General features: G+C 71.9%; 12 protein-coding genes. 2 read left to right on the forward strand and 10 right to left on the reverse strand.

The window, feature by feature from the left end:
* Window positions 1-141: 141 nt before the first annotated feature.
* From AXW62_RS19425 to AXW62_RS19455, 7 genes are all read right to left on the reverse strand, one after another.
* Window positions 142-459, reverse strand: coding sequence for a DUF2516 family protein (locus tag AXW62_RS19425; protein ID WP_078962204.1), 318 nt, complete (start codon window positions 457-459; stop codon window positions 142-144).
* Between the two features lie 145 nt (window positions 460-604).
* Window positions 605-1,285 (reverse strand): hypothetical protein, encoded by a 681-nt coding sequence (locus tag AXW62_RS19430; RefSeq protein WP_060945645.1) that lies wholly within the window; start codon window positions 1,283-1,285, stop codon window positions 605-607.
* 19 nt (window positions 1,286-1,304) lie between these two features.
* Window positions 1,305-1,748, reverse strand: coding sequence for a helix-turn-helix domain-containing protein (locus AXW62_RS19435; protein ID WP_060945646.1), 444 nt, complete (start codon window positions 1,746-1,748; stop codon window positions 1,305-1,307).
* A 289-nt stretch (window positions 1,749-2,037) separates the two neighbouring features.
* The gene (locus AXW62_RS19440; protein ID WP_060945647.1) at window positions 2,038-2,697 is read right to left on the reverse strand and encodes a hypothetical protein; all 660 of its coding nucleotides are present in this window, start codon (window positions 2,695-2,697) and stop codon (window positions 2,038-2,040) included.
* A 118-nt stretch (window positions 2,698-2,815) separates the two neighbouring features.
* Window positions 2,816-4,150, reverse strand: coding sequence for an MFS transporter (locus tag AXW62_RS19445; protein ID WP_060945648.1), 1,335 nt, complete (start codon window positions 4,148-4,150; stop codon window positions 2,816-2,818).
* Window positions 4,147-5,436: a lyase family protein gene (locus tag AXW62_RS19450; RefSeq protein WP_060945649.1), complete on the reverse strand. Its 1,290-nt coding sequence runs from the start codon at window positions 5,434-5,436 to the stop codon at window positions 4,147-4,149. Before AXW62_RS19450 ends, AXW62_RS19445 begins: the two co-directional genes overlap by 4 nt.
* Before the next feature lie 424 nt (window positions 5,437-5,860).
* Window positions 5,861-6,631, reverse strand: a complete 771-nt coding sequence (locus AXW62_RS19455; RefSeq protein ID WP_030837937.1) for an IclR family transcriptional regulator — start codon at window positions 6,629-6,631, stop codon at window positions 5,861-5,863.
* Window positions 6,632-6,727: 96 nt separating this feature from the next.
* Here AXW62_RS19455 and AXW62_RS19460 point away from each other — a divergent pair, with 96 nt between their 5' ends.
* A complete protein-coding gene (locus AXW62_RS19460) occupies window positions 6,728-7,624 on the forward strand; it encodes an oxidoreductase (RefSeq protein WP_079115692.1) in 897 nt (298 codons plus the stop codon).
* 237 nt (window positions 7,625-7,861) lie between these two features.
* Here the strand turns inward: AXW62_RS19460 and AXW62_RS19465 are convergent, their stop codons facing one another.
* A complete protein-coding gene (locus tag AXW62_RS19465) occupies window positions 7,862-8,488 on the reverse strand; it encodes an NADPH-dependent FMN reductase (protein ID WP_060945651.1) in 627 nt (208 codons plus the stop codon).
* Between the two features lie 52 nt (window positions 8,489-8,540).
* Here AXW62_RS19465 and soxR point away from each other — a divergent pair, with 52 nt between their 5' ends.
* Window positions 8,541-9,002: a redox-sensitive transcriptional activator SoxR gene (gene soxR / locus AXW62_RS19470; protein ID WP_030837944.1), complete on the forward strand. Its 462-nt coding sequence runs from the start codon at window positions 8,541-8,543 to the stop codon at window positions 9,000-9,002.
* Between the two features lie 642 nt (window positions 9,003-9,644).
* Here the strand turns inward: soxR and AXW62_RS19475 are convergent.
* Both AXW62_RS19475 and AXW62_RS19480 read right to left on the reverse strand, forming a co-directional pair.
* Window positions 9,645-10,892 carry a GNAT family N-acetyltransferase gene (locus AXW62_RS19475; RefSeq protein ID WP_060945652.1) on the reverse strand — a complete coding sequence of 416 codons (1,248 nt, stop codon included), beginning with the start codon at window positions 10,890-10,892 and terminating at the stop codon, window positions 9,645-9,647.
* A gap of 301 nt (window positions 10,893-11,193) precedes the next feature.
* Window positions 11,194-11,727 carry an RsiG family protein gene (locus tag AXW62_RS19480; protein WP_063817615.1) on the reverse strand — a complete coding sequence of 178 codons (534 nt, stop codon included), beginning with the start codon at window positions 11,725-11,727 and terminating at the stop codon, window positions 11,194-11,196.

An 11,727-nucleotide genomic window follows, 5' to 3' on the forward strand; every position in this document is an offset into this window, starting at 1 on the left:
AGTGCGCCGCCGAGCGGCGCCGGACACCATGGAGTGCGCCGCTGACGGTCGCCGCGGCGCACCGCCGAGCGCGTCGCTGACCGTCGCCGCCCGGCGCGCGGTCGGCCGTCGTTCGTGCCCGTACCGTGCCGCCGCCGGTCGTCAGCGGCCGTTGAAGGGGCCGTACGGGCCGTCGGAACTGGAGCCGCGGCCACGCGGCCAGCGGCGGCCACCGCCGGAGACCTGCCGCAGCGCGGGCCGGACGTCGACGACGTACACGATCGTGGCGATGAGCCCGATGATCGGCAGGAAGTCCAGGATCCCCATGAAGAAGTTCACCGCGGCGGCGAGACCAAGGATGATCAGCCAGAACGCCTTGGTCTGCTTGTCCGCCGCTCGGTACGCGTCCTCGCGGCGGATCGCCGAGTCGACGAAGGCGAAGAGGCTGAAGAGGAGCAGGCCCCAGGAGACCCAGTACATCAACTTGCCGAAGCCTTCAACCAGCACGCCGTCCACCGCCTAGAAGATATGTATGGGGAGCGTCTCTGCGGCCACCGTACCCGCTGGCCGGGCCGGGCACGCAGGGTTACCCCGTGTACCCGGCCCGGCCGTTGGCGTGTGCCCGTCAGCCGGCCGACTTCGGTTCCGGCTTCTTGGCGGTGGGGGCGGGCTTGCCGCCGCGGGCCGGGGCCTTCTTCGCCTGGGGCGCCGGAGCGGCCGGGGGCGTCTGAGCGCTGGTGGAGTTGGCGCCGCCCGCCGTGGCCGGCTTGGCCGGGGCGGACTTCGGGGCCTCCTTGGAGGAGTCCATGGAGACCGACTCGGCCGGGGCCTTCGCCTGGGCCGCCGCGTGGCCGTCCCGGCCCTCGTCGGGCTCGATCGCGCCGGCGATGTCGACGACCTCGTCGGCCGCCTCGCCGCGCCAGGTCCGCACGACCTCCTGGCCGTGCTCGGCCACCTCGTCGTACCGCTCCCGCGCCTTGACGGCGAGCTCGGCGGCCCGGCCCACACCCTGCAGGGCGAGGTCCTGCGCGGTGTCACGCAGCCGCTTGAGGTCGGTGTCGAGCGTGCCCAGCATCTCGGTGAGCTTGCCCTGGGCCTCCTTGGCCTGCTGGGAGACCCGCTCCTGCACGGCCTTGGGGTCGGTGTTGCGCACCGCGTTGAAGCGCTCCGGGGCCTCGGCGACGATCTTCTCGACGAGTGACGGCACCTCCTTGAGCTTCTGGGTGGCCAGATCGGCGGTGCCCGCCATGAAGTAGAGCGGGGTCGGGTCGGTGAGGGTCTTGCGTACGTCGTCGGTGATGGCCATGGTGGATGGTCCTCCCGGATCAGTTCGAGGGTGTGGCGACGTCGGCGCCGGCGCCGGGGGTGTCGGTGCCAGGGGTGCCGGTGGTGTCCGTGCCGGTGGTGTCGGCCGAGGCGGTCTGGAGCCCGTTCTCCTTGCGGAAGGACTCGTAGATCTGGAGCAGTACCTGCTTCTGCCGCTCGTTGATCGAGGGGTCGGCGAGTATCACACTGCGCACCTCGGTCTCCTCGCGGTCCCGCTCGTCGAGGATCCCCGCCTGGACGTACAGGGTCTCGGCGGATATCCGCAGCGCCTTGGCCAGCTGCTGGAGGATCTCGGCGCTCGGCTTGCGCAGCCCGCGCTCGATCTGGCTGAGGTACGGATTGGACACCCCGGCCGCGTCGGCCAGCTGCCGCAGCGAGAGCTGTGCGGTGCGGCGCTGCTCGCGCAGGAACTCGCCGAGGTTGCCGACGTTGAGTGATGCCATGTCTCCGATGCTGCCGCATAGGCGCTAACTATTGCAAGCATTTGCTTGCAATAGTGGCGCGCGTCATGGTGCTCCAGGAGGCCACCCGCATCGGATCTGTCCTGTCTCTGTGATGTCCGGGCAGTCTCAGAGATCTCCGGGCATGTGAGGCGCCGTCTCGGCCATGTCCGGGCAGGTTGCGAAGTGTCTCTGTCTTGTCCGGGTGCGGCGTACCCGGCCCTTCTACGGTTGTAGCGACTGGGCAGCACGTCGCACCTGCGCGGCGGTCACAGGTGACACTCCCCACGAGTCACCAATCCACAAGGTTGATCAGCCGGGAGCAGTGTGGGTCGTCGATATCGCCCCGCACCATCCGTTCCCTTTCCTCGATCAGGGAGGGAAGTGCCGCGAGCAGGGCGGTCAGAGCACCGGACGGTCGTACGTCGGCGGCGACCACGTCGGTGTCTTCTTCGTGGTCGACATACAGGCGCATCCGGTCGGGGCCCTGGAGGAGGAAACCTCGCAGTCGCGGGTCGGGCTGTTCTTCAGTCCAGGGGTAGGTAAGGGTGCGCAGGATGGTGAAGGCGTTGTCGCACTCCCCCGGGCCGACGGGAGCGACCTGCGCCGGATCCACATGGATGAGGGTCATACCCATCACCGTGTCGACACGGCTGCTGGAGAAGATCTGAGTGCCGGTGTTCAAGGCACGCACGATGCCGAGGACGTCATTCGGGCCCGCTGGTTCCTCAGGGTCGTCGATGGTGCGCAAAGGGATCTCCCAGGCCATCAAGTCATCCGGAGCACTCGCGCGTTGAGGGCCAGTGACGATCCGGACCTCTGCGGCGGGGGGCGGCGAGGGCAGGACACCACGGATGAACCGGCCGTCGGGCAGGGGGGCATGGATGTGGTGGAGCAGCAGGCGGACGATATCCGCCTGCTGCTCCGCGATGTCGTCGTACGTGAGAGCCACGCGTCAAACGATGTCAGTGGCTTGCTGTTGCCGACACGGGGTGGGGAGCACCCGGTCGTCCCAGTCCTTCTGCGCCCTGCGCTACTCGGACTTATCTGAGACAGGACACCGCATCGGATCAGTCGCGGGCGTCGAGGCTGTCCAGTGATTCCCTGCTCGTTTCCGGGGCCCATGCCCAGCAGACGAGGGCGCCGAGCAGGAGGATGACCACGCATCCCCCCAGCGCGGCGGTGGTGCCGTAGCTGTCCTCGACCACGGGCAGCAGGAACGTGCTGGCTGCCGAGCCGATGCGGCTGGCGGCCACCGCGACCCCCACGCCCGAGGCCCGCAGGTCGGTGGGGAACAGTTCGGGCGGATAGACGAACTCCAGGTTGACCGCCGCCGACAGCACGAAGGCGAAAGCCGTGAAGAGGGCCACCGGGACGACCGGGCCACTGCCGGCGCCGAATGCCGTCAGGGCCGCCAGGAGTACGCCGCCGATGACGAACGTCCCGATCAGGAAGCGCCGGCGGGAGATCCGGTCGATGATCAGCAGGCCGAAGACGGCGCCGGCCAGCAGGAAGACGTTGTAGAGGGCCCCGGCTCCCAGCTTGCTGGTGACCCCGAGCGCTTCCATCACCTGGGACGAGAAGGTGCCGAGCGCGAAGAAGGGCACGACCTGGCAGACGTAGAACAGCGCGCCGACGGCGGTGCGCCTGCGGTAGGCGGGGCTGAACAGCGTACGGAAGCCGCGACGGCTGGTTGCCGGCGCGGCGGTGGGCGGGACGGCGGCCGGGCCGAGGATACGGCGGACGACCGCGGCCGCCTCCTCCTCGCGGCCGTGCTGGACCAGCCACAGGGGCGATTCCGGGATGCCGGTCCGGAACGCGAAGACGAGCAATGCGGGGACGGCGCTGATGGCGAGCATGTAGCGCCAGGCGTCATCGCCGTGCCCGGTGAGCAGGAAGCCGACCAGATAGGCGAAGACGTAGCCGGCGGCCCAGGCGACGGCCAGCAGGCTCATGAGCCGGCCGCGGAACGCGCGGGGTGCGTGCTCGGTCACCAGGGACTTGCTGACCACGTAGTCGGCCCCGAGGACGAGGCCGAGCAGCAGCCGCAGGACCAGCAGTTGCTCCGCGTTCTGGACGAAGAACTGGGCCAGTGACAGCCCCGCGAACGCCAGCATGTCCCAGGCGAAGATGTGCCGGCGCCCGACGCGGTCCGCGATCGGGCCGGTGATGACGGCGCCGAAGAACAGGCCGACCAGCGCCGCCGCGCCCAGGAGCCCGACCCACAGCGGGGTGAGCGCGAGGTCCTTGGTGGCGGCGGTGATGACGATGCCGATGATGCCGAGGATGAAGCCGTCGCTGAACTGGCCGCCGGTGCCCGCGACGGTGACGCGTAGGTGGAACCGGGTGAGCGGGGCGTCCTCGTGGGCGAGGGCCGTGCCGGGGCTCCGCGAGTCGGTGGTCATGCGCGTGGCCCCCCGTTGTGGGAGTCCGTGCGCAGTCGGTCGGTGGCCGCTTCGTAACCCTGGGCCACGGACAGTTCCACCCACCGGTCGAGCGCGCCGGTGAGGTTGCGCTCCCGGTGGGGTCCGTCCCACCGGAGGCCGTCGACGCAACGGCGGCCGAAGGTGACGGCTGCCGCCGTGAGGTCGTCGAACATCGACGTCAGCGCGTCGAGGATGAGCGGCTCCATGACGTTGAGCTCCAGCTCGCCGGCCGCGACGGCGCAGTCGACGGCGTGGCCGTGTCCGCGGACCCGATAGCTCAGCTGCATGACGTACTCGGGGATCACCGGATTGACCTTGGCCGGCATGATGGACGACCCGGCCTGGACGGCCGGGATCGTGAGGTCGCCGAACCCACCGAGCGGGCCGGAGGAGAGCAGCCGGAGGTCCGCGGCGATCTTGGCCATGGTGATCGCGACGCGTGTCCCGGCCGCGGCGATCTCGGAGTAGGGGTCGAGGTGCGCGAGGCTGTCGTAGGGGTTCGCCGCGCTGGTGAGCGCGCGCCCGGTGGCCGCGGCCAGCACCTCGGCGCACCGGCGGCCGAAGCCGTCCGGGGCCCCGACGCCCGTGCCGACCGCGGTCGCTCCGATCGACAACTCGGTCAGCCGCGCGGCAGCCGCGGTCAGCCCGGACCGGGTACGGCTGATCGCCGCGGCGTGCGCCCGGTGGGTGTCCCCGGCGGTGAGGGAGACGGCGTCCTGGAGACACGTCCGGCCGAGGTGCTCGGTCCGGTCGAACTCCACTGCCTTGCGCTCGAACGAGGCGGTCAGCTCGCGCAGCGCCCCGTCCGGCTCTTCGACCAGTTCCAGAACGGTCAGCGCCATCGCGGTCGGGTATGTGTCGTTGGTCGACTGCGACGCGTTGACGTGGTCGTTCGGATGCACGGTGACCCCGGCGAGGGCACTGGCCCGCGCCGCGATCACTTCGTTCACGTTCATGTTGCTGGTCGTACCGCCACCGCCGTGCACCAGCGCGGTGGGGAACTGGTCCGGGTGCTTCCCGTCGATGATCTCGGTACACGCGGTGACGATCGCCTGGTGGCGAGCCGCGTCGAGCACGCCCATCGCGTGATTGACCTGGGCGGCTGCCAGCTTGACGCGGGCGTAGTTGCGGACGAACGGCGCGAGGTCGCCCAGCGTCCGGCCGCGGACCGGGAAGTTCTGGACCCCCAGCTCGGTCTGCTTTCCGTACAGCACGTTCGACGCGGGGGATACGGCCGACGCTCCCGGACGCGTGTGGGGACTCATGGGTGTGCACCCTCCTCGAAGCAATGGTGCGGTGACGCGGGCGTTGCGCCGCACGGTCACGGAAGCTAACAACGACATGCTGTGGCGACAATCGTGGTTGCTCTCACAGCACGTGCGCGGGGTGTGCCGCTTCCTTGCGGGTGCGTCGGGGGTGTGACGCGCTGGTCGGTGGTGGTGGCCGCCACGACGGCACGGCGGCGGATGCGCGTGGGCGGCGGATACGCGGGCCGTGGATGCGCATGCCGTGGCTGCGTGCCGCGTGTCGCGTGCGGTGGGTTCGTGCTGTGTGCCGTGTGCTGCGGGTACGTGCTGTGGTTACGTGCCGTGTGCCGTGTGCCGTGTGCCGTGTGCCGTGTGCCGTGTGCCGTGTGCCGTGTGCTGTGGGTTCGTGCCGGTTGCCGCGGTTACGTCTCGTGTGCCGCGCTCAGGGGCGGTGGGTGCGGGCCTGGGCCGTGGTGAGGCGTCGCGCCGCCGCCTTGACCGCGGTGCTGTAGCTGTCGATGCAGCGAAGCATGCGGCTGGTGGGGCCGGAGATGTTGAGTGACGCGACGATGTGCCCCGCCGCGTCGCGGACCGGGGCGCCCACGGAGACGAGACCGGCTTCGAGTTCTTCGTCGGCGACCGTGCAGCCTCGTTCGCGCTCCTGGGCGATCCGGGCGAGCACCGTGGGCAGGCTGGTCAGGGCGTTCGGCCCGTAGCCGGAGGCGCCCAGGTCTCCCGTGATGAGATCGCGGATCTCCTCACTCGTGCTGTCGAGCAGGAGGGCGCGGCCGGAGGCCGTGACGTGCAGGGGCGAGGTGCGGCCCACCCACCCGCCGGCCTGGAGGGAGTGTGTCGACCGTTCCCGGAGGATGGTGAAGGAGCGGTTCGCCTGCGGGACGGACAGCAGGGCCGTCTCATGGGTCTCCGCGACGAGGGCTCGCAGGATGGGCTGTGCTGTGCGGACCAGGCGCTGGTCCCCGGCCTTGGCGGCCAGCGCGTGCAGCTGCCAGCCGAGCCGGTATCCCCGGGTGTCCGGGTTCTGCTCGACGAGACCGGTGGCGGCCAGCGCCTTGAGCATGCGGGAGATCTGGCTGCGCTCGCGGCCGACCTGCTGCGCGATCGCGCTGACCGGCAGCTCGCCCTCGGCCGCGGCGAGGGTCTGCAGCACGGCCGCCACCCGTGCGACGGTCGAGGTGTCGGGCGGCGAGGTCACCTGGGGAGCATAGCGTTGCTGTGAGAGCACCACAACGTGTGTCCGTCCGGGATCTCCGATCTTGTGGACGGGGCGAAAAGCTGCGCATGCTGCCCCATGACCTCCTCTTCGGCCTTCTCGTCGTCCCCGTCCCCCTCGTCTTCGTTCTCGTCCTCCTCTTTCTCCTCGTCCCTGCCACCGGCCGATCGGCTGGGTTTCGGCGCGATGCAGCTGCCCGGGCGATGGGCGGGGCCCGTTGTTGAGCGCGCGACGGCGGTGGCCGTCGCGCGGCGGGCCGTGGAGCTGGGCGTCCGTCATATCGACACCGCCGCCTTCTACTTCTCCGCCACCGAGCGGGCCAACGACATCCTGCGCGAGGCCCTTCACCCGTACCCCGAGGGCGTCACCATCGCCACCAAGGTCGGGCCGCTGCGCACCGCGACGGGGGAGATGTACGCGGAGGCGCGGCCGGAGCAGATACGGGGGCTGGTGGAGGAGAACCTGCGGCAGCTGGGCGTGGACGTGCTGGACCTGGTGTACCTGCGGGTCGGGCGGCTCAAGGCGGTGGGCGGGGTGCCGATCGGGGAGCGGTTCGCCGCACTGGCCGCGCTCCGGGAGGAGGGCCTGGTACGGCGGCTCGGAGTCAGCAATGTGAGCGCCGGGCAGCTGGCCGAGGCCCGGGAGATCGCGCCGGTCGCGGCGGTGCAGAACCGGTTCGGCGTGCTCGACCAGGCGGACGGGGCGCTGGTGGACGAGTGCGCCGCGGCCGGGATCGTGTATATGCCGTTCTTCGCGCTGGGCGGCGGCCACACCGCCCTCCAGGACGAGAACCTGCGGAAGGTCGCGGAGCGGCACGGCGCGACCGCGCACCAGATCGCCCTCGCCTGGGGGCTCGCCCGCTCGCCCGCGATCATCCAGATCCCCGGCACCAGCTCGCTCGCCCATCTCGAGGAGAACATGGCGGCGGCGCGCGTCGTCCTGGACGAGGACGACATGGCGCTGCTGGAGCGGTGACGGGCTGACGCCGGGCGACGAGTGGCCGGATGGCCGGGATGCGCAAGGATCTGACCAGCACCTGGGACGCTGAACGGAGTGCCTGCGTCCGGGCGGTCAGCCGCAGGCGCCGACCAGCGGCTGCACACGTCGAACTCGCCCGTCCGCAGCGCCGCCGCCGCTGTCGCTGCCGCCGTCGCCGCCGGGAAACGCTCGGCTTCGGCGGCGCCGACCCCCGTGACGGCGCCGCCGGTGCCGTCAGGTGCCGTACGGGTGGGTGGTGCGGGCGGTGCGCAGGGCCCTGGCCCACCAGACGAGCTGGTCGAGCATCACCCCGGTGGCGGTGTCCGGTCCCTCGGGATCCTTCAGCTCGCCGTCCGGTTCGAAGAGCCCGCCCGCGTTGTGGAAGCTGACCGTGTCCCGGACGGTCACGGCGTGGACCTCGGCGAAGACCGGCCGCAGATGCTCGACCGCGCGCAGGCCCCCGGAGATGCCGCCGTAGGAGACGAAGCCGACCGGTTTGGCCTGCCACTGGGTGTAGTGCCAGTCGATCGCGTTCTTCAGGGCGGCCGGGTAGCTGTGGTTGTACTCGGGGGTGACCACGGCGAACGCGTCGGCCGCGTCCAGCCGGGGGGTCACCGCTTCCAGGGCCGCGCGCTCCTCGGGGCCGGGCCGGTGGGTGAGGGCCGTGGGCAGCGGGGTCTCGGCCAGGTCGACGACGTCGACGCTCATATCGGAGCGGAGCGCCGCACGGCGGGCGAACCAGCCCGCGACCTTCGGCCCGAAGCGGCCGTCGCGGGTGCTGCCGAGGATGACGGCGAGCCGGATCGGGGAGTCGGTGCCGGTACGGGGTTCGGCCGTGGAGACGGCGGTGTCAGTAGCCATGGAAAGAGCATCAGACTTAAACAAAGGTTGAAGTCAAGCTACCCTCGGCGGTATGACGCAACTGACCTGGAAGACCCATGAACTCACGGTCGGCGAGCTCTCGCAGCGCAGCGGGGTCCCCGCCTCCGCGCTGCGCTTCTACGAGCGCGAGGGGCTGATCCACAGCCGCCGCACCTCCGGCAACCAGCGCCGCTACACCCGCGATACGCTCCGCCGGGTCGCCTTCGTCCGCTCCTCGCAGCGGGTGGGCATCCCGCTGGGGAGAATCCGGGAGGTGCTCTCCCTCTTCCCCGAGGACCACGTCCTCACCAAGGAGGACTGGGCCCGGATCTCGGAGTGCTGGCGCGAGGACCTCACCGAGCGCATCGAACAGCTGGAGAACCTCCGCGACAGCCTCACGGACTGCATCGGCTGCGGCTGTCTGTCGATCGACAAATGCGCGCTGGCGAACCCGTACGACAAGCTCGGCGAGCAGGGCGCGGGCGCCCGCCGACTGCTGAAGTCCTGCTGCTGACCATCGGCCGCCCGGCGCCGGGCGCCTTCCCTGGCTGCCGCGCGCTGGTCGTCCCGTGCGGTCGCCTGTGCCGGGCGCCTGCCCCGGCCGCCCCATGTCGGTCAGCTGTCCTGGCCGCCGCGTGCCGGTCGTTCCGTGCCGGTGGCTGTGCCGGGCGTCCCGGGCCGCCTCCCGTGCTGGTCACCTGCCCCGACGCCGCGTGCCGGTCGTCCCGTGCCGGTCGTCCGTGCGGTCACCTGTGCCGGGCGCCTGTCCCGGCCGCCCCATGTCGGTCAGCTGCCCCGACGCCGCGCGCCGGTCATCCCGTGCCGGGCGCCTGTGCCGGGCGTCCCGGGCCGCCTCCCGTGCCGGGCGCCTGCCCCGGCTGCCGCGCGCCGTCCCCTGCCCTGGCCGCCGCGTGCCGGTCGTCCTGTGCGGTCATCCCGTGCCGGGCGCCTGCCCCGGCTGCCGCGCGCCGGTCAGCTGCCCTGACCGCCGCGCGCCGGTGGCCTGCGCCGGGCTGCCTCCCGTGACGGCCGCCTACCCCCGGCTGGCGCGCGTCGGTCACCTGCCCCAGCCGCCCCGTGCCGGGCGCCCATACCGGTGTCCGGGTGGTGCCGGGGGCCGGGGCAGCTCGGACGCCATGCCGCCGTGCTCCATTGCTCAGAAGACATCGGGGCACCAGGGGCGGCGTGGGGTCCGTAGCAGCCGGTCCGCCAGCGCCGCGGCGCCCGGGCGCTCCTCGGTGATCCGGCCCAGCGCGGCGAGCCGGACCGCCGACTCGTCGCCCAGCCACAGGGTGCCCAACACGCCGATGTCCATGGTCAGGTCGGCCGGGCGGCCCGTGGTCGCACAGGCGGCGCCGTCGGGGCCCGCCTCCAGGAGATAGCGGCCACCGGCCAGCCCGGCGCCGTCGCGCAGGTCGAGCACCAGCGAGCCCTCGATCGGGTACGTGCGGGTCTCCAGCAGCCGGGGCACATCCAGCGGGCGCAGCCACAGCCAGTCGGCGTACGAGGTGACCTGGGCCGCGCGGGGGTCGGCGAGCAGCAGCGGAAGCAGATCGTCCGGGGCGCGTCGGCCGGTGTTGACCCGGGTCACCCAGTCGACCGAGAGCAGGAAGTGCCACAGCGCCCGCTCGGCGGCCGGGGTGACCGCCGTGAGCCCGAGCACGGTGGCGGTGTTGTGCGGGCGCTTGTTGCCCTCCCAGTGGTCATCGGCGGTGTAGGCGAGCAGCCCGTCCACCGAGCCGTCGGGGGAGCGGTAGAAGACATAGAACGGCTCGGTCCAGGGGTTGCCGGGGAACTGCCGCTGCCCGGTGTTGTTCTGCCACCAGATGTCCGAGCGGTCGATGACGCCGTGCTGCCGCGAGCGCAGCCGCTCGTGCAGCGCGGGGCCGAGCTTCCGCACCTCGTCCGCGTCGGCGAAGTCGATCCGGCCGCCGTCCACCGGGGTGGAGTGGCGCGGGTCGAGACCGGCGCGGGGGACGTCCACCTGCCATTCGGTGACCCAGGCGGCCGGGCCGAAGCCGTACCGACCGTAGATCGGGTACTCGGCCGCGATCAGAGTGGCCACCGCGTCTCCCCGCTCCTTGGCGACCCGGAGATCGTGCTCCATCATCCGGTTGAGCAGCCCTCGGCGGCGGTGTGTGGGCGACACGGTGACATTGCTGATCGCGTCGGCGGGGACATCCGCCCCGCCGACCGCCGTCAGCCGCTGCGCGAAGCTGCGGAACGTGGCTACGCAGCGGCCGCCGTCGAAGACCCCCTGCGTACGGCTCAGGTCGATCTGGCCTCGCCGCAGCTCCACTTCCCGCTCCGATGTCTCCGGCGGACGCAGAAAGCCCGTGTGGAGCGCGAGGATCCAGCTGGTCAGGTCGGAGTCGGCGAGGGAGGTGCGGAGTTCGAGGGCCATGCGCCTACGCTAGGCGTCCGCCGTTGGCAGCCGCACACCGATTTCCCCAGCCTGTGGACAAGGTCGTTTCATTACACCGCACCTGTGGACGGCTGCCCGTCACGCCTGGTGAGCCGTCGCGTGCCACGCTTGGTGAGCGGCGCCCGCCACGCTGGTGGACGGTGCCCGCCACGCCCGGCGGACGACTGCCCGGCACGCCCGTGACCGGCGCAGGCCACATCTGGTGGAGGGTCGCGCGGCACACCGTGGACGGCCGCGGGCCACGCCTGGTGGGCGGCCGCGCGGGCCGCCCCGCCGATCGCTAGGCGAGCAGGTCGTCCACCTGCGCCTCCCCCTCGCGGTACCGGCGTGCGATCTCCGCGCTGCAGTCGTCCGCCGTGCGCTGGAGCTCCTGCCGCCGCCGCGAGACCTGCCGCTCATGGCCGACAAGGCGGGCCATCGCGCCGTGCAGCTCCTCGTCCGTACGGGCCCGCAGATCGGAGAGGCCGACCTCGGCCAGCATCTCCTCGGCCAGCCGCTCGTACTCCGCGCTGTGCGGCGTCCCGAGCGTGACGTGGCGGGCCGAGGAGCGGTGCCGTGGGGGGAGGTCCGCGAGGATCTCCGGCAGCCGGTCCACCAGCGCGGCGGGCGGCCGTTCCGAGGCCGCCTCGGGCGCCGGGTCGCTGCGGTGGCCCACCTCGGCGCGGAGGATGTCGATCCGGCCCTGGAGCAGTCTGCGCAGATAGCTCAGATCCGCTTCCTCGCGCTGCGCCGCGCGGCGCAGCGCCCGCAGTTCCGGCAGCCGCAGGGCGTGCAGACCGCTCGCCGCCGCGGACGCGGGGGTCACGGCGGTCAC

The organism is Streptomyces hygroscopicus subsp. hygroscopicus, from assembly GCF_001553455.1.
GTDB classification, from domain to species: Bacteria; Actinomycetota; Actinomycetes; order Streptomycetales; family Streptomycetaceae; genus Streptomyces; species Streptomyces hygroscopicus.

Bases quoted from the DNA above. Each gene is read 5' to 3' on its own strand.
- AXW62_RS19425 (WP_078962204.1), bottom strand. From the start codon at position 459: ATGTACTGGGTCTCCTGGGGCCTGCTCCTCTTCAGCCTCTTCGCCTTC.
- AXW62_RS19430 (WP_060945645.1), bottom strand. From the start codon at position 1,285: ATGGCCATCACCGACGACGTACGCAAGACCCTCACCGACCCGACCCCG.
- AXW62_RS19435 (WP_060945646.1), bottom strand. From the start codon at position 1,748: ATGGCATCACTCAACGTCGGCAACCTCGGCGAGTTCCTGCGCGAGCAG.
- AXW62_RS19445 (WP_060945648.1), bottom strand. From the start codon at position 4,150: ATGACCACCGACTCGCGGAGCCCCGGCACGGCCCTCGCCCACGAGGAC.
- AXW62_RS19450 (WP_060945649.1), bottom strand. From the start codon at position 5,436: ATGAGTCCCCACACGCGTCCGGGAGCGTCGGCCGTATCCCCCGCGTCG.
- AXW62_RS19460 (WP_079115692.1), top strand. From the start codon at position 6,728: ATGACCTCCTCTTCGGCCTTCTCGTCGTCCCCGTCCCCCTCGTCTTCG.
- AXW62_RS19465 (WP_060945651.1), bottom strand. From the start codon at position 8,488: ATGGCTACTGACACCGCCGTCTCCACGGCCGAACCCCGTACCGGCACC.
- soxR (WP_030837944.1), top strand. From the start codon at position 8,541: ATGACGCAACTGACCTGGAAGACCCATGAACTCACGGTCGGCGAGCTC.
- AXW62_RS19475 (WP_060945652.1), bottom strand. From the start codon at position 10,892: ATGGCCCTCGAACTCCGCACCTCCCTCGCCGACTCCGACCTGACCAGC.